The organism is Kitasatospora sp. NPDC058032, from assembly GCF_042885845.1.
Lineage (GTDB): Bacteria > Actinomycetota > Actinomycetes > Streptomycetales > Streptomycetaceae > Kitasatospora.
The window spans coordinates 150398-167323 of the sequence record NZ_JBHVRK010000011.1; the positions used below are offsets into that span (position 1 = coordinate 150398).

Annotated in this window: 13 protein-coding genes; 4 read left to right on the forward strand and 9 right to left on the reverse strand. The window is 72.7% G+C overall.

Annotated features, from left to right (window positions below; genetic code table 11):
• Positions 1–145: 145 nt before the first annotated feature.
• Positions 146–376 carry a hypothetical protein gene (locus ACFVUH_RS19730; RefSeq protein ID WP_355368356.1) on the reverse strand — a complete coding sequence of 77 codons (231 nt, stop codon included), beginning with the start codon at positions 374–376 and terminating at the stop codon, positions 146–148.
• A gap of 9 nt (positions 377–385) precedes the next feature.
• On the reverse strand, positions 386–2581 hold the full coding sequence (gene malQ, locus ACFVUH_RS19735) for a 4-alpha-glucanotransferase (RefSeq protein WP_387914579.1): 2196 nt from the start codon (positions 2579–2581) through the stop codon (positions 386–388).
• 271 nt (positions 2582–2852) lie between these two features.
• Here malQ and ACFVUH_RS19740 point away from each other — a divergent pair, with 271 nt between their 5' ends.
• Complete coding sequence (locus ACFVUH_RS19740; RefSeq protein WP_387914581.1) at positions 2853–6935, forward strand: beta-N-acetylglucosaminidase domain-containing protein; 4083 nt, start codon at positions 2853–2855, stop codon at positions 6933–6935.
• A 99-nt stretch (positions 6936–7034) separates the two neighbouring features.
• On the opposite strand, the gene ACFVUH_RS19745 is transcribed toward ACFVUH_RS19740, so the two are convergent.
• Entirely contained in the window at positions 7035–7679 is a 645-nt protein-coding gene (locus tag ACFVUH_RS19745; protein WP_355368362.1) for an HNH endonuclease, read from the reverse strand.
• 436 nt (positions 7680–8115) lie between these two features.
• Here ACFVUH_RS19745 and ACFVUH_RS19750 point away from each other — a divergent pair, with 436 nt between their 5' ends.
• Positions 8116–9327 carry a mechanosensitive ion channel family protein gene (locus ACFVUH_RS19750; RefSeq protein ID WP_387914582.1) on the forward strand — a complete coding sequence of 404 codons (1212 nt, stop codon included), beginning with the start codon at positions 8116–8118 and terminating at the stop codon, positions 9325–9327.
• Between the two features lie 93 nt (positions 9328–9420).
• On the opposite strand, the gene ACFVUH_RS19755 is transcribed toward ACFVUH_RS19750, so the two are convergent.
• The 6 genes from ACFVUH_RS19755 to ACFVUH_RS19780 all read right to left on the reverse strand — a co-directional run bounded on the left by ACFVUH_RS19755 (position 9421) and on the right by ACFVUH_RS19780 (position 13609).
• A complete protein-coding gene (locus ACFVUH_RS19755) occupies positions 9421–10635 on the reverse strand; it encodes a tetratricopeptide repeat protein (RefSeq protein WP_387914584.1) in 1215 nt (404 codons plus the stop codon).
• Between the two features lie 36 nt (positions 10636–10671).
• Positions 10672–11598 (reverse strand): hypothetical protein, encoded by a 927-nt coding sequence (locus ACFVUH_RS19760; RefSeq protein WP_387914586.1) that lies wholly within the window; start codon positions 11596–11598, stop codon positions 10672–10674.
• Positions 11599–11711: 113 nt separating this feature from the next.
• Entirely contained in the window at positions 11712–11888 is a 177-nt protein-coding gene (locus ACFVUH_RS19765) for a hypothetical protein (RefSeq protein ID WP_387914588.1), read from the reverse strand.
• Positions 11889–12036: 148 nt separating this feature from the next.
• Complete coding sequence (locus tag ACFVUH_RS19770; RefSeq protein ID WP_387914590.1) at positions 12037–12882, reverse strand: helix-turn-helix domain-containing protein; 846 nt, start codon at positions 12880–12882, stop codon at positions 12037–12039.
• Between the two features lie 3 nt (positions 12883–12885).
• Positions 12886–13404 carry a DUF6879 family protein gene (locus ACFVUH_RS19775; RefSeq protein ID WP_387914592.1) on the reverse strand — a complete coding sequence of 173 codons (519 nt, stop codon included), beginning with the start codon at positions 13402–13404 and terminating at the stop codon, positions 12886–12888.
• Positions 13382–13609: a hypothetical protein gene (locus ACFVUH_RS19780; RefSeq protein ID WP_387789460.1), complete on the reverse strand. Its 228-nt coding sequence runs from the start codon at positions 13607–13609 to the stop codon at positions 13382–13384. Before ACFVUH_RS19780 ends, ACFVUH_RS19775 begins: the two co-directional genes overlap by 23 nt.
• A 590-nt stretch (positions 13610–14199) precedes the next feature.
• On the opposite strand from ACFVUH_RS19780, the gene ACFVUH_RS19785 reads away from it, so the two are divergent.
• Positions 14200–15390: an ROK family transcriptional regulator gene (locus ACFVUH_RS19785; protein WP_355368383.1), complete on the forward strand. Its 1191-nt coding sequence runs from the start codon at positions 14200–14202 to the stop codon at positions 15388–15390.
• A gap of 136 nt (positions 15391–15526) precedes the next feature.
• Positions 15527–16888, forward strand: coding sequence for an ABC transporter substrate-binding protein (locus ACFVUH_RS19790; protein WP_355368386.1), 1362 nt, complete (start codon positions 15527–15529; stop codon positions 16886–16888).
• Positions 16889–16926: the final 38 nt, after the last annotated feature.

A 16926-nucleotide genomic window follows, 5' to 3' on the forward strand; every position in this document is an offset into this window, starting at 1 on the left:
ACCCTCAAACTTGGGGCGCCCGTTATTTTTTTTTTCACGCCCCCGCCGGCGGGGGGGGGGGCGGCCCCGGGGGGGGGGGCGCCGCCCCGGGCCCCCCCCCCCCTCGGGGTCTGTGCGCTCGTGGGTGGAGGAAGGAGCCGCCCGGCTACTTCTTCTTGTCCTTGTCGCCGAACGGCAGCGCGGCCAGGCCGCCGATGATCACGAAGGCCGCGATCGGGATCAGCACGTAAAGGCCGAGGGTCTGGGCGACGCTCAGGCCGCTACCCGGGTCGTCGCCGTCGTCCCGGGTGAGGGCCATGGCGGGCGACGACAGCAGCATCATCAGCGTGACCGTTGCGGTGACCGCGCCGGCTCGCAAAGCGTTCCTCTTGTCCACGATGCCAACTTACCCGTCACTTACGCCGGGCCGCTCGGCGGGGTCGGCCTTTGGGGCATGTCCGGCGATTCCCCGCCCGGCGCCCACCGGGCGCAGCAGGTCCGCGAGGACGCGGACGTCCGGGGCCGCCGCCAGGGTGTCCAGGGTGACCGGCGTCCCGGAGCCGTCGGCGACCGGCAGGCGCCAGTTCGGGTACTGGTCCCAGGTGCCCGGGAGGTTCTGCGGGCGCGGGTCGCCGACCACGTCCGGCAGCCAGACGCCGACCAGTCCGGCCGGGGTGGCGGCCAGGAAGCGGTGCAGCGCGAGGGCCGACAGCGGCTCGTCCGCGCCCAGCAGGCCCAGCCGGACCAGCTCGGCCCGCCAGTCGGCCAGCTCGGCGGCGGCCTGCGCCTGCTCCTCGGCCAGCGGGCGGGCCAGCAGGCCCAGCCGGTGGCGCAGCTCCACGTGCTCACCGGAGAGCCGGGCGGCGGTGGACGGCAGGTCGTGGGTGGTCAGGGTGGCGAGGCTGCCCGCGCGCCACCGCGGCGGCGGCAGGATCCCGCCCCCGGCCTGCCAGTCCCGCTCGAACCAGAGCACGGAGGTGCCCAGCACGCCGCGCTCCGCCAGCTCCTCACGGACGCCGGGCTCCACGGTGCCGAGGTCCTCGCCGATCACCGCGGCGCCGGCCCGGTGCGCCTCCAGGGCGAGCACGGCGAGCATCGCCTCGGCGTCGTAGCGGACGTACACGCCCTCGGTCGGGGCGTGCCCGGCCGGCACCCACCAGAGCCGGAAGAGGCCCATCACGTGGTCGATGCGCAGCGCGCCGGCGTGCCGGGCGGCCGAGCGGATCAGTTCGGCGAACGGCGCGTAGCCGGCGGCGGCCAGCGCGTCCGGGCGCCAGGGCGGCAGGCCCCAGTCCTGGCCATGCGCGTTGAAGGCGTCCGGGGGCGCGCCGACCGAGATGCCGGCGGCCAGGACGTCCTGCAGCGCCCAGGCGTCGGCGCCGTCCGGGTGGACGCCGACCGCGAGGTCGTGCACCAGGCCGAGCGGCATTCCGGCGGTGCGGGCGGCCCGCTGGGCCCGGTCGAGCTGGCGGTCGGTCTGCCAGGCCAGCCAGCGGTGCAGGTCGACCCGGTCGGCGAGCTCGGCGGCCTGCTGCCGGACGTGCGGGGAGCCGGGGTGGCGCAGGCCCTTCGGCCAGTGGTGGTGGTCGGCGCCGTGCCGTTCGGCCAGCGCGTTCCAGACCGCGTACCGCTCCAGCCACTCGCCCTCGCGCTCCCGGTAGGCGTCGAACGCGGCGGTGCGGACGGCGCCGTGCCGGGCCGCGTGGCGCCGGTACTCGGCGTGCAGCAGCTCCAGGGCGCGGCGCTTGAGGGCCCACACCTCGTCGCGGTCGATCAGGCCGTCGTGCTCCAGCACCTCGGAGCGCAGCCGGGCGGCGCGGGCCAGCAGCTCGTCCGCCTCGGCGCGCGGGGCTCCGGTCAGGTAGGCGTACTCGGGCACCTCCTCGACCCGCAGGTGGACCGGGTCGGCGAAGCGGCGGGAGGAGGGGCGGTAGGGGGACGGGTCGGAGGGGACGGCGGGCAGGGCGGCGTGCAGCGGGTTGATCTGGAGGAAACCGGCACCCAGCGAGCCCGCCCAGGTGGCGAGGTCGGCGAGGTCGGCGAGGTCGCCCATGCCCCAGGAGCGGTCGGAGAGGACGGAGTAGAGCTGGGCGAGGAAGCCCCAGCTCCGGCCGGGGAGGGCGGGCAGGCGGTCGGGGGCGACGATCAGGTGGGCGGTGGCGGCGGGGCGGCCGGGGAGGTCGGCGTGCAGGGTGTGCCGGCCGGGCGGGAGGTCGGCGGGCAGCCAGTGGGCGTGGCCGCGCGGCAGCTCCCATCGGCCGCCCTGCTCCAGGGCGACGGCGAGCCGGGTGTCGGCGGGCAGGTCGAGCGCGGTGCGGCGGCCGGCCCGGGCCACCACGGTGGGGGGCAGCAGGCGGGCGCGCTGCTCGGCCCGGTGCCGGGCGAGCGCCGCGCGGGCGGCCTCGGGGGCGGCGGCGTCCACGCCGAGCGCGGCGAGCACGGCGACCAGGGTGCGGGCGCCGGCCGGCACGCCGCCGGGGCCGCAGCGGGTGTCCACCCCGTGGGCCTGCGCCAGGGCCACCAGCTCGGGCGGGGGCGGCGGCGCGTCCTGCGCCGGCACGTCCAGGCCGTCGGCTCCGTCACGGTCGAGATAAGCGGCCACTCGCGGCTCCTGCGATGTCTCGGCAACGCCCAGTCAGGACAGCCACAGTCCTACCCGGGTGACGGCCCGGTGACCCGGTGGACACACGCGGCCGAAGGGGTGGGAGACGGCGGAGGGGAGCGGTCCGGGAGGGCGGAGGGCCCTCTTTAAAGAGGCCTTAAGTCCGACGTAAATCGGACAAAGTCGGCATACCCGTCGACGGCGTTGACACCGGGAAACGTAGCTGGTGGGCTTTGGCGCGATGTGGTTCCGGCCTGGCGAGGAGGCTCCTGTGCAAGCCCGAGTGTCCGAGGTGGCCGGGCGGCGGCTCCGTCAGCAACTGGAGCAGAGCCCGTCGCTGCGCGAGGTGCTCCAGCACCCCGCCGCCCTCGCGGCACGGCGGGCCACCGCGCGGACGTGCCGTCAACTCGCGCCCAGGACGGCGGACCGGCTGATCGCGGACCTCAAGGGCACCGAACCGCTGCTCCGCTCCGTGCGGGTCGAGCGCGAGCTGGCCGCCCGTCCCGGGGCGCCGAGCCGGCGCACCCTCCAGGTGGCGGCCACCCTGTCGGCGGCGGCCGTGGTCGGCGGCCTGCTGGTGAGCGGACCGGCCGCGTACGCGCAGGTCCCCGGGTTCGCCCCCGGGCCGGACGTGGTGAGCAGCGCGCCGCAGACCCCGCTCGGCAGCGTGAGCGACCCCCAGGTCTTCCCCCGCCCGCAGGAGCAGCGGGTGGCCGGCAAGCCGGTCACCGTGCCGGGCTCCGTCACCCTGGTCGCCGCGCCCCGGGCGGACCGCGGCGCGGTCGCCGCGGTGCACGAGGTGCTGGGTGTCGCCGGGGCGGCGGCCGTGACCCCGCTGCCGCCGCCCGCCGCGCCGGTCGCCGGCTCGCTGGTGGTGTACGTCGGCGGCCCCGGCGAGGGCGCGGGCGGCGAGACCGACCGGATCCTGCGCGAGCTCACGGCGGCGGCCGGCGGCAAGGAGGGCACGGCGCCGAGCACCGCCGGAATGCCGGCCGGGGGCTACGTGCTGGCGGCCGGTCAGCTGCCGGTGGCCGGCGGCGGCAGCTACGGCGCGGTCGTCCTGGCCGGTGCCGACGCGGCCGGCACCTTCTACGCGGCGCAGTCGCTGCGCCAGCTGCTGGCCGCCGTCCCGGCCGAGCAGGGCCAGGCGCCGGGCGCGGCCGGTCTCGGCCTGCCCGGGATCACGCTGCGCGACTGGCCCTCCGGCTCCCCGGTGCGCGGCACCGCCGAGGCGTTCTACGGCACTCCGTGGACCCAGCAGCAGCGGTTGGACCAGCTGGACTTCCTCGGCCGCTCCAAGCAGAACCTCTACCTCTACGCCCCGGGCGACGACCCGTACCGCACCTCCCGCTGGCGGGACGCCTACCCGCGGGCGAAGGCCGACGACCTGCGCGCGCTGGCGGACCGCGCCACGCGCAACCACGTCGCGCTCGGCTACGCGATCGACCCCGGGCAGTCGTTCTGCTACAGCTCCGGCAAGGACGCGGACGCGCTGGTCGCCAAGCTGGACGGGCTGCGCGGGCTCGGCTTCACCGCGTTCCAGCTGCAGTTCCTGGACGTCTCCTACGACGAGTGGCACTGCTCCGACGACCGGGCCAGGTACGGCACCGGCCCGGCCGCCGCCGCCAAGGCGCAGGCCGAGCTGATCGCCAAGGTGCAGGACCGGCTGATCACCGCGAACCCGGGCCTGGCGCCGCTGTCGGTGGTCCCCACCGAGTACCACCAGCAGGGCGCCACCCCGTACCGCACGACGCTGGCCGACGCGCTGCCGACGGCCGTCCAGGTGGCCTGGAGCGGGGTCGGGGTGATCCCGGAGCGGATCACCGGCACGCAGATCGGCGACACCTCGGAGCTGTACCGGCACCCGCTGGTCACGATGGACAACTACCCGGTCAACGACGCCACCCCGGACCGGCTCTTCCTCGGCGCCTACACCGGCCGCGACTCCGAGGTGGCCACGCGCTCGGCCGTCATGCTGACCGGCGCGATGCAGCAGCCGGTCGCCTCCCGGATCGCGCTCGCCACGGCCGGGGACTTCGCCTGGAACCCGGTCGCCTACAAGCCGGAGGACTCCTGGCGGGCGGCGCTGCGGTCGCTGGCCGGCCCGACCGGCGCGACGGCGACGCCCACCGGGGAGACCCTGCCGGCGGTCACCGCGCTGGCCGGGAACAGCGTCTCCTCGCCGCTGGCCAAGCAGGAGTCCGGCTACCTGCTGCCGCTGCTGGACCGGTTCTGGGCCACCGCCGAGCCGACCTCGGGCACCGCGCCCGACCTGGCCAGGCTGATCGAGGCGGCCGCCCCGCTGCGGGAGGCGTTCACCGCGATGGCGGGCGCCCAGCAGACCCTGGCCGCCGCCCCGGCGACCGCCCAGCTGGCCACCGAGGCCGCGTCCTGGCTGGCGCCGCTGCGCGACTACGGCCTCGGCGGGAACGCCGCCCTGGACATGCTGCTGGCGCAGCGCGGCGGGGACGGCGGGGCCGCCTGGAAGGCCCGGGTGGAGCTGACCAAGCTGCGCGAGCAGCTGGGCCAGAGCCCGGCGACGGTCGGCGCGGGCGTGCTCGGCCCGTTCCTGGAACGCGCGCTGCGCGCCGCCGACACCTGGGCCGGTGTGCAGGGCGGCGGCATCACCGCGACCACCACGCTGGGCTCCGCGAGCGACCACCTGCCGGCGCTGATGGCCGACGGCCTCGCGGACACCTTCTACTGGAGCTCGGCGCCGCCCCAGGCGGGCGACTCGGTGGGCCTGGACCTCGGCGGCGGGCGTCCGGTGGGCAACGTGACCGTGCTGATGGGCTCCTGGGGCAGCGGTCCGGACGGCCCGAGCGCGAACGACGACTACATCCGCGACGGCGTGCTGGAGTACTCCACCGGCGAGGGCGGCTGGAAGAAGCTGGCCTCGGTGAAGAACCAGAAGTCGGTCTCGGCGCAGCTGCCGGCCGGGACGGTCGTCCGGGCGCTCCGGCTGCGGGCCACGGCCGCGCAGAAGACCGCGGTCGCGGTGCGCGAGTTCTCGGTGACCGCGCCGGACGAGCTGCCGGCCAGTGTCAGCGGCGGTCCGGCCGCGCTGCCCGGCTCGTCGGCCGCCGCGGTGCTGGACGGCAACCCGGACACCGCCTACCGGGCGGCCACCGCGCCGACCGCGCTGGACGAGCCGCTCACCGTCGAGCTGGGCGCCGCCCGGCCGCTGGACCGGCTCACCGTCCTCACCGATCCGGGCGTCCGGGCCTCGGCCACCGTCTCGGTGCGCCACCCGGACGGCTCCTGGACGGAGATCGGCACGGTGCAGCCGGGCTGGAACGAGCTGTCGGCCGGCGGTCTGCCCGCCGACGCGTTCCGGCTGGCCTGGAAGCCGGGCGGGGAGCCGCCCGTGGTCAACCAGGTGATCCCCTGGTACGCGGACGCCCCGGCGGCCCGGCTGAGCCTGACCGACGCCTCGGTGGACGCGGTGACCGGGGAGGCCGAGCCGGTGCAGGCCCGGGCGGTCGTCGAGGCCGGGCGGCCGGAGGGTGTCACCGGGGAGCTGCGCACCGAGGTGCCGGCGGTCGCCAAGGGGCTGGCCGTGGCGCCGGTCACCGGGGTGAGCGTGCCGCGCGGCGGGAAGGTCGGCGTGCCGCTGATGGTCACCGCCGGGCCGGAGACGCCGACGGGGACGTACCAGGTGCCGGTGGTGTTCGTGGCCGGGCAGACCACCGTCCGCCAGGTGCTCCAGGTGCACGTGGTGCCGCCGACCGGCGGCCCGGACCTGGCGATCACCGCGCACGCCACCTCGTCGGCCGACGAGACGGCGGGCTTCCCGGCCGCGGCGGTGGCCGACCAGGACCCGAAGAGCCGCTGGTCCTCGCCGCCCGCCGACGACGCCTGGGTGCAGCTGGAGCTGCCGCAGCCCACCCACCTGGGCTCGGCGGTGCTGCACTGGCAGACCGCGTACGCCGCGTCGTACAAGCTCCAGGCCTCGGCGGACGGCCGTTCCTGGACCACGGTCGCGACGGTGGACAACGGCGCGGGCGGCAACGAGACGGTGCGGTTCGATGCGCCGGGCGCCAAGTTCCTGCGGATGCAGGGCGTGGCCCGGGGCACCAAGTACGGCTACTCGCTGTGGGGCATCGAGCTGTACGCCGTCGCCGGTGCGGGCGGGGCGGTGCCGCCGTCCGTGCCCCTGCCGGTCGTCCCGTTGCCGACGGTTCCGGTGACGCCGCCGACCGGGACCCCGGGCGGCGGGCAGCAGTCGGGCGGCCAGGCCGGCGGCCCGGCGCCGACCGCCCCGCCGGCCGTGCCGACGCCCTCCGCCACCCCGAGCGGCACCCCGGCAGGCCCGACGCCCGGCCCGAGCGGCACCCCGTCCAAGCAGCCGTAACGGGCCTCAACGGCGGGCCGCCGCGCTCCCCGGCTGGGGTGCGCGGCGGCCCATGAGGCGTACCGATGGTTTGACGGGCAAGCCCTTGTGGTGCGGAGGTCAGGCGGAGAGCGGTTCGGGCTGCTCGCCGCGGCGGACGGGTGCGGGGTGGCCGGCATGTGCCCGGCCGAGCGGCACGGGGTGGACGGCGTCGGTATGGTCGTGGTGTTCGTACTCGCCCCACTGCGGGGCGCGCAGCTGGTCGCCGCCGCCGTACGGCTCCAGGTAGGGCCGCCAGCGCGGGTCCTTGATGCCGGTGCCGATGATCCGCCAGGCCAGTCCGGTCGGCGGCGCCGGTGGTCGCTTCATCCGCCAGCCGAGTTCGGTGAGGTGGCGGTCGGCCTTGGTGTGGTTGCAGCGGCGGCAGGCCGCCACCACGTTGTCCCACCGGTGCTGGCCTCCCCGGCTGCGCGGGATGACGTGGTCGACGCTGGTGGCGGCGGCCCCGCAGTAGACGCATCGGCCGTGGTCGCGGGCGAACAGCGCCCGGCGGGTGAGCGGGACGGGCCCGCAGAACGGGACCCGCACGAAGCGGGTCAGACGGACGACGGACGGCGCCGGAAGGGCGCTGGTTGCGCTGTGCAGAGTGACACCCGAGTCCTCCAGGCTGACCGCCTTGTGGTTGAGGACGAGGATGAGCGCGCGGCGCATCGATACGACGCCGAGTGGCTCGTACGACGCGTTGAGGACCAGGACATGCGGCACGGATGCCTCCTTGGACGCCTGCGGCGCGTGGCTCGCGCCGGGACGAGCGGTTGGATCGCGCAACGGGTGCGTGATCTCCCCCAGTGTCGCCTTACGCCTTCGTGCGGCGCCACCACTCCTGTGTAACGGACCTGACGTGAACTCCGGGTGTGGCTTCTGTCATACCCGGTATGCCCGGGGAAGGAGCGGGTTGCACGCCGGTACCCCGGTGGGGTGGCGCTGGGCCGGTCGGAGCAGTGCGGAAAACGGCGCGCAGGCGCTCGAACGGGGCGTTCGCGCGGATTCGCACGCCCTCCGGACAGCCGATCGGCGTGTCAAGGTGCGGGCCGGGCGGCGGCTAGGGTAGTGCGGACGGTCCGCAGGCCATGGGGCGTGCCACCCGGGTGTGCCCGGTGTCGGCGGGCCGTGCCACGACCCCAGCAGGAAGGTCCCGCACGTGTTCCGGTCCGGTGCCGCCGGCCTCCTCGCCGACGCGTCCGCCACGACGCCGGCCTCGACGCCCGTCCCGTCCCCGACTCCCACGGCCCCGCAGTCGCCGCTCGACCTGAGAATCCCGACGAGCGCGCAGGAGGTCTCCGACACCACCCGGCAGGCCGCCGGCTGGTTCGACGAGCACTGGCAGGACTGGCTCGCGAGCGGGATCCGGATCGTCTTCATCATCGTGCTGGCCCTGGTGCTGCGGGCGATGGTGCGCAAGGTGATCACCCAGCTGATCACCCGGATGCTCCCGGACGAGGGCGAGGAGGAGCCGAGCCGCCTCGGCGGACTGCTGGCCAACACCGGGGTGGTCAACCCCGAGCGGCGCCGGCAGCGCGCGGAGGCGATCGGCTCGGTGCTGCGCAGCGTCGCCTCGTTCACGATCCTGGGCACGGCGGCGCTGATGGTGCTGTCGGCGCTCGGGATGAACCTGGCGCCGCTGCTGGCGAGCGCCGGTGTGGCCGGTGTGGCGATCGGTTTCGGCGCCCGCAACCTGGTCACCGACTTCCTCTCCGGGGTCTTCATGATCATGGAGGACCAGTACGGCGTCGGCGACGAGATCGACACCGGGGTGGCCACCGGCACGGTGCTGGAGGTCGGCCTGCGGGTGACCAAGCTGCGCGGCGCGGGCGGCGAGATCTGGTACATCCGCAACGGCGAGGTGAAGCGGATCGCCAACATGAGCCAGGGCTGGTCGACCGCCTCGGTGGACGTCCAGGTCGGCTACAAGGAGGACCTGGAGCGGGTCGAGGCGCTGATCACGGAGACCGCCGAGGCGATGGCCAAGGAGGCGCCGTACGACGAGCTGGTCTGGGCGCCGTTCAAGATCCTCGGCGTGGAGTCGGTCGCGGCGGACTCGGTGGTGCTGCGGATCGAGGCGCGGACCGCCCCCGGCAAGTCGCTGAGCGTGGCGCGGGCGCTGCGCCAGCGGGTCAAGCGGGTGCTCGACGAGGCCGGCATCAAGGTCAAGGAGGAGGTCCCGCTCGCCGCCGCCGTGGCTGCCGGCACCGGGACCACCACCGCCGCGACCGTGCTGGCCACCGCCGCGGTCCCGGGCACCGACGCAGCCCCGCCGTCCGCGCTGTCCGACCCCTCCTCGGCGGGCTACAAGGCCGCGACGCCGATACCGGCCCCGGTCCGCCCGGCCGACGACGCCGCCAAGGCGCCCTGACCTTCGTTCACCGCTCACCGGCCCCGTCTCCGCGCCACTCGGAGACGGGGCCTTCGCGTTGTACGGGTACCGGACCGCCCGAATGCACCTTCCCTACCGGGGGACCGACGGGAGGTTCGTGAGCGTGCGACGAGCCCGATCATGTGGGCGGAAGCCGAAGCTGACGAGGGTGACGCTCTCTCCGGCACCGAGCGGCGTCCGGCCGTGCGGCGTGAGCGCGCCATCGAATACGACACAGTCACCCTCGCCGAGATCGCATTCGAGATAGCCGTTGGCGTTGATGAACACCGTGGTGCTCACCGTGGGCGCACCGGTGACGCGAGCGCGCTTGAGGCAGAGGATCAGGTTGGCCTCACCGAAGCCGGACTCGTCGAGGTGGAAGTCGAGGAACTGCCCTTCCTCGTAGCCGATGTAAACGCCGGTGTGCGGCGGTTCGACCTCCAGGCCGGTGGACCGTGCTACGACTGCGGCCAGATCGACCTGTGCGGCGAACCGGTTCGCGACGTCGCCGACGGGCGCGTTCCACTTGCCGTTGTGGAGGTATCCGTCAGCGGTTACGGCCTTCTCGGCCTCCTCCGCCATGGCGACGATCAGCTCGACGGGAATTGACTGATCACGCAGGTGGCGCGGGCTTACACGTTGGTGTGCGGTGAGCTCGCGCACAGCGTCCCGGAGAACAGCGAAGTCCTCTGCCCACCGGGCCGACGCCCGGACCGTGGTGCAGGCCTGGAGCCATCCGGTCCACCTACGGCTCCACTCGCTCGGTGCCTCGCCGAGCAGCAGCTCGACCCGGACGAGTGCGGCCTGCGTGGACTCGACCAGCTCGGTGTTCCCCTTGGCGATCCGCAGCCTGAGGGCCTCTTGCAGAAGAGTCCGGGCCTCCGCGAGGTCGCCGCGTTCCATCAGGTGCTTGCCGGTGTGCTGGAGGGCGAAGTCGACGAGTTCCGGGTGCCGGCTTCGCGCGGTGTTCAGCGCGCTGCGGTAAAGCGCGTCCGCGGTCTGTACGTCACCGGCGTAGCGGTGGGCGTCCCCGAGGTTGAGCCCGGTGGCGACGACCGCCCGGGTGTTGCCGCTGGCTTCGGCCAGGTCGAGCGACTGCCGGAGGAACATACGCGCTTCATCGTGGTGGCCCAGGCACATCTGGCCGATACCGATCCACCTGGCGAGGACCCGAGTACGACCGGGGTCGGTCTCCTCGGGCAGGGCCCATAGTTCCTCATGGAGGTGCCCGACCGCGCTGGTCAGCTCGTTCCGATCGGTGGGGACCATCCGCAGGTTGTCGTCCTGTGTGATGAGGTGCTGGAGCACGTGACCCTTCCCTCGTTCAGTTCTGCTCAGTGGGTGCTACAGCTGGTCGGTCTGGTGACGCAGGTCCGCCAGTAGCTCCGCCCCGTGGGGGGAGAAGTGCTGACGCAGGAGTTCGAGTTCGCGCATGAGGTAGCGGACGGCCGGCAGGCCCTCGTCGTAGGCGGACTGCAAGCTCGCGCGCTCGTTGGGCGTCAGATCGTCGCGGTTCAGTTCGGTCTGGCGGAACCGCAACAGTTGGTTGTAGACGCAGGTCGCGTGGAAGGCCCGGTCAATCTCCCAGAACTGGTTGCGGGCCACTCCCTGCGCGGCGCGCCACGCAATTTCGATCTTGGGCGAGGTCTGGGACGAGTATCCGTCGGCGAAGACCTGGTTCTGGAGGATGTGGAAGCTGATCGACTGGTGCGTCCCCTCGTGCAGCAGGTTCTCTGCCAGGAAGAGGGAGGACGGCTGCTCGCTGACGGTGTTCGGCGGGATGTGGTGCCGCGCCTTCTCGGAGAACACGATGACGTACGGGAGCGCCGGGTCGCTGGAGCTGGTCAGCGAGGAGGTGCGGACGCCGGACTTGAGGCCCACCCACAGGAGCCCACGGACGAATTCGCGCATGCGGGCGAACCCCTCGGGGTGGACCAGCGACAGGCGGTCCAGTGCCCGGGTCAGCGCCTCGCGGCGCTCGTCGCTGTGGTCGATGATCTCGTAGTCCGTCAGGTTGATCTCGTCGGCAATCTCGTCGGGAAGCTCGGCGTCGAACCAGTCGAAGCTCACCCCGGCCACGGTCACCTTGTCGCTACGCAGGGACCGGGCATACTCGGCGTAGGGGGTACCGGACTTGACGAGGCGCTCCATCAAGGCGAACGGCAGCGCGCACTCCGCGCCTTCCTCGCGCAGACGGATCAGGTCCGGGTCCCTCCGGTCGAGGTCGAAGAAGGAGCCGGCGGGGACGCGAGTGGCGATGGTGGTCTTCAACGCGGACTCTCCTTGGTTGGGGTATGTGCCCTGCCGAGCTGCGGGTCGGCTCGGCAGGGCACGGAGCCGACCCGCCATGCCGGCATTCAAACGGCGACGGTTCGGGACTGCGGTCAGGCCTCGGTAGCCACCGGGGCGAAGTCACCGTCCGGGACCGAGTGGTCCAGGCGGCGGGTCAACGACTCGGCGGGCGCCGCCGGGGCGAAGTCACCGTCCGGGACCGAGTGGTCCAGGCGGCGGGTCAGGTTGGTGACCTCCAGGTCACCGGACTCGATGGTGGTGTCGCTCACGTGCCTCTCCAATCGGGTTGGCTTCAGCTCGCCCGGGAGTGGACGAGCAGTTGTGCCGGGTAGTACGGACCAGCCCGGCAGACACATTTGGAGACGGTAGGAAGCAACGGGATACGCGGTCGACGAACTTGCTTGAGCTTGCTCGCATTCACCCGAGTGCGTTGATGGCTCCAGTGATCAGCGATCTTGCCTTGGCGCCATAGACAGCGATGCTGGCCAGCTCCGCGAATGCCTGACCGTATCCGGAAATCTCGGCCGGCTGGGTGATGGTGAGGTGGGCGGAGACGAGCTCGACGTTCACCTGTGCCTCGTCGTAGATGGTGAAGGACTCAACCGGCCAGCCGGCGCCTCTGGTCGAACCGAGGGGAATCACCCCGAGGCTCACCGATGGAAGAGAGCCGACGGTGATGAGGTGGCCGAGCTGACCGACCAGGATGTCCGGAGTGCCGATGACGGTTCGCAGCACCCACTCCTCGATCAGGATGGCGAACCGGTGGTGGCCCGCGTACAGCACCTTCTGCCGCTCCATTCGCACAGCGACAGCGTCGTCAACATCGTCGAGAGTGCCACGCAATGAAACGATCGTGTTCAGCACTGCCCGCGTGTAGGCCGCTGTCTGGAGCAGGCCGGGGATGACCCACGACTGGTACATCCGAAATCGACGCGTGCGCTCGAAGAGGGGGCGTACGGACTCCTGAGCCAGTTTGAGGCCTGCACGTTCAAGGCGCCGCCACTCAACGTACATTCCTTCAATGTTCCGGGCCGTTGCGATGAGGTCTGCCGCCTGCTCCGGGACGCCGCAGATGGCCGTCCAGGCGCGTAGGTCCGCCTCCGAGGGCATCACCCGGCCGCTCTGGATCTTGGAGCACTTCGATTCATGCCACCCAGCAGCTTCGGCCAGCGCCCGCGCGCTGAGTCCGGAGTCTCGCCGGATGTCGCGCAGACGCTGGCCGAGGGCCTTCCTGGCTTGCTGAACACTGGAAGACTCGGACACGGGTCAGCTCAGCCGGAAGTCCTCGTGTGGGACGGCCCGTTCCCAGACAGTCTCGAAGGCGGAGGCGCAGAGCTTCACGGCCTGCGGATCGGTGGTGACCTCGTCGTCCATGAAGTCACCGTCACCGCTGAAGTGGTGAACCACGAGGGCCTGTCCGTCGATGAGCCAGAAGTCGTTGCCCGGGAGCGCCAGGCCGGACGCCTGTCGACGGGGAAGCCACCTGACCTGCTCGCCGGAGGCGACGTTCCGGAACGTGATCTCGTGCTCGAACCGGATGTACTCACTCACCGGCTCCGAGACCACCCGCGCGCGCCGCACCTCAACGCCGCGGCTCGTGGTCTCCTGGATGAGCTGCAACCAGGGGCTCCACCACGAGGAGTGATCGGCAGGGTCGTCGCGCTGTCCACTAAGCCAGCGGAGGAACAGCGGGTCGTCTCGCATGTAGCCGTCGCGCATCTCCAGATGCAGAGCCGAGCGCGTACACGTCCGCAGCAGATCCTCAAGCGATGGGACTGCTGCCACCGTTCACCTCCGGGAAGAAGCGCATCATTCGCCTGGGGAATTCGATCACGGTCTCGTGCCCGGGAATGTCCATCTGCGCCAGACGTTCCGGGTCGAGCACCTTCCAGCCCTGGAGGACGTAGTTGCCCGTCGCGTCGTCGAAGTAGACCGTCGGGGACTTGCCTTCGGGGCTGTCGGGATCTTGTCCGAGCTTGTGCAGCGCCACGGTGAGCCTCCTAGCAGGTCGGAGCCGATCGCCTTGAACGATCTTGCCGCGCAAGTCGCCACTCGCGCCATGTACTTGCTTGAACTTGCTTAAACTGCCCTGTCACCTTCCTTGAGGCTTCGCGCTTTCATCACGGAGACCGGCAAGGGACCTCCGGACGGATGCACCCCGAACTCCGCCTTCTCGCCTGCACAGGAAGTCGGCTGGGCCGACTTCCTGTGCAGGCGAGATTCCGTCGCCGCTTCGGCCCCGCCGAAGCGGCGACGGGATGACAGCCCACGCGGCAAGGGCCGGCCCTTCTTCGGAGCGGCGGCCTCCTCGCCGGAGGAGGCCGCCACGCCTGTATTCAGAAGTGGCCGATCCGCCCCGCGGTCCCGCCCGGATCGCCGTTCGGGGGAGGCGGGCGGGACCAGTCGTGCGGTGGTGGGATCGGGGCCGCCTGCGGGCCGGTAACGAGTCGGCATCCTCCGGTGTAAGGACCATTGACACCCCGCTGACGGGGCCCGTACGGTCCTGTCCCGAAGCGACTGGAAAGTTTCCTAACAGTTCGCCACGAGCCGTCGGCCGACCAGGGGAGGGAGGATCTTCGCGTGACCAGGAACACCGCCAAGTCCCCCCTCGCCGGCACCCCCAGCCTGCTGCGGGCCATCAATGACCGCGCCGCCCTCGAACTCCTGCTGGAGAACGGGCCGCTGTCCCGCACCCAGATCGGCACCCTGACCGGGCTCTCCAAGCCCACCGCCTCCCAGCTGCTGTCCCGCCTGGAGGCGGCCGGGCTGGTGCTGCCGGTGGGCACCACGGCCGGCGGCCCGGGCCCCAACGCGCAGCTGTACCAGGTGAACCCGGCCGCCGGTTACGTCGCCGGACTGGACGTCACCAACAGCCACGTCCGGGTCGCGGTCGCCGACATCACCGGCACCACGCTCGCCGAGCACGTCGTCCCCACCAAGGGCTGGGCGGCGGCCGAGACGGTGCCCCGGGTCACCGCGGCGGTCGCCGGGACGGCGCGCGCGGCCGGCCTCGCCGAGGGCGCCCTGCACACCGTGGTGATCGGCGTCGGCGGCGCGCCGGACCCGGTCACCGGCAAGCTGCGCTACGCCTCCCACCTGCCCGGCTGGCACGCCCCACGGCTGGCCGAGGGCCTGGCCGCGGCGATCGGCGCGCCGGTGACGATCGAGAACGACGTGAACCTCGCCGCCGTCGCCGAGCAGTCCTCCGGCGCGGCCCGCGGGTTCGAGGACTTCGTCCTGCTCTGGGCCGGCGAGGGCATCGGCGCGGCGATCGTGATCGCCGGCCGGCTGCACCGCGGCTTCACCGGCGGCGCCGGGGAGGTCGGCTACATGCCGGTGCCCGGCGCTCCGGTGGTCAAGGACGTCCGCCGCCGCAACTCCGGCGGGTTCCAGGAACTGGTCGGCGCGCCCGCCGTCCGGGCCCTGGCCAAGGTGCACGGGCTCGGTGCGCCGACCGCCGAGGAGTCGGTCGCCCGGGCGCTGGACACCCCGGGCGCGGGCGACGCGTTCCTCGCCGAGCTGGCCGCCCGGCTGGCCGTCGGACTGGCCGTGATCGTCGCCGTCGTCGACCCCCGGCTCGTGGTGGTCTCCGGCGGGGTGCCGAACGCGGGCGGCGAACGGCTGCGGGCCCTGGTCGCCGAGGAACTGGCCCGGATCGCGGCCGCCCGGCCCGAGGTGCGCGGCAGCGCGCTGACCGGCTCGCCCGTCCTGCTCGGCGCGCTGGAACGCGCGCTGACGGCCGCCCGTGAGGCGGTCTTCTCCACACACTGACGCACCGACGCACCGCACCGCGCTCCCCCGCAGCCCGACGCTCCACCGCACGCCCTGCACCCACCTCTCCCCTACCCCCGAACGCGGGATCCCGAGGCAATGACGCCTGCCCGCGCAGCCCCAGGAGGACCTCGAAGTGCACTCCACCACCTCCCACTCCCGCAGAGGCCGCCGCACCGTCGCCGCCGTGGCCGGCAGCGCCGTCCTCGCCCTGCTCGCCACCGCCTGCACCGGCAGCAGCGACGGCTCCGGCAGCGACGACTCGGCCGGCGGCAAGGACGTCACCATCACCTTCTGGCACGGCTGGAGCCAGGACTCCGAGGTGAAGGCGATCAACGACAACATCGCCGCCTTCGAGAAGGCCCACCCCAACATCAAGGTGAAGGCCGTCGGCAACATCGCCGACGACAAGGTCAACCAGTCGCTGCGGGCCGGCGGCGACGACGCCCCCGACGTGGTCTCCTCGTTCACCACCAACAACGTCGGCATGTTCTGCTCGACCAAGGCCTTCATCGACCTCAAGCCGCTGCTGGCCAAGGACGGCATCGACGCCGCCAAGACCTTCCCGGCCGCGATGCTCGACTACACGCAGTTCCAGGGCAACCAGTGCTCGCTGCCGCTGCTCGGCGACGCCTTCGGCCTGTACTACAACAAGAAGGCCTTCGCCGACGCCGGCATCACCTCCGCGCCGAAGACCTTCAGCGAGTTCACCGAGGCCGCCAAGAAGCTCACCGTCGCCGAGGGCGACGGCTACAAGCAGCTCGGCTTCATGCCGCTCTACCACGGCTACGAGTCGACCACCGAGCACTTCCTCGGCCAGTACGGCCCGACGTACTTCGACGGCTCCGGCAAGTCCACCATCGCCACCGACCCCAAGGTCGCCGCGATGATGAAGTGGCAGAAGGGCCTGGTCGACCAGCTCGGCGGCTATGACAAGCTGGACAAGTTCCGCTCCACCTTCGGCGAGGAGTTCAGCGCCAAGAACCCGTTCAACACCGGCCAGGTCGCGATGGCCATCGACGGCGAGTGGCGCACCGCCTCGCTCGCCACCGACAAGCCGGACATCGACTGGGCCACCGCGCCGTTCCCGGTGCCGGACGACCAGGCCGACACCTACGGCCGCGGCTACCAGACCGGCACCATCGTCGGCATCGCCAGCACCAGCAAGAAGCAGGCCGCCGCCTGGGAGTTCGTCAAGTTCCTGACCACCGACACCGACGCGGTGGTCTCCTTCGCCAACGCGATCCACAACGTGCCGAGCACCCTCGCCGCGCTGGAGTCGCCGAAGCTGATCGCCGACGAGAACTTCAAGACCTTCGTGAACATCGCGAAGAACGCGCACTCCGGCACCACGCCGGCGGTCGTCAACGGCGGCGGTTACATCGTCTCGCTGCAGAACCTCGGCTACGACTACGAGTCGGGCAAGCAGGGCGACCTCGCGGCCGGCCTCGCCGCCACCGCCAAGGAGATCGACGCCGCCATCGCCCAGGCCAAGTAGCGGCCTCCCCCGCGCGTCCGGCCCGTCCACGGAGCACC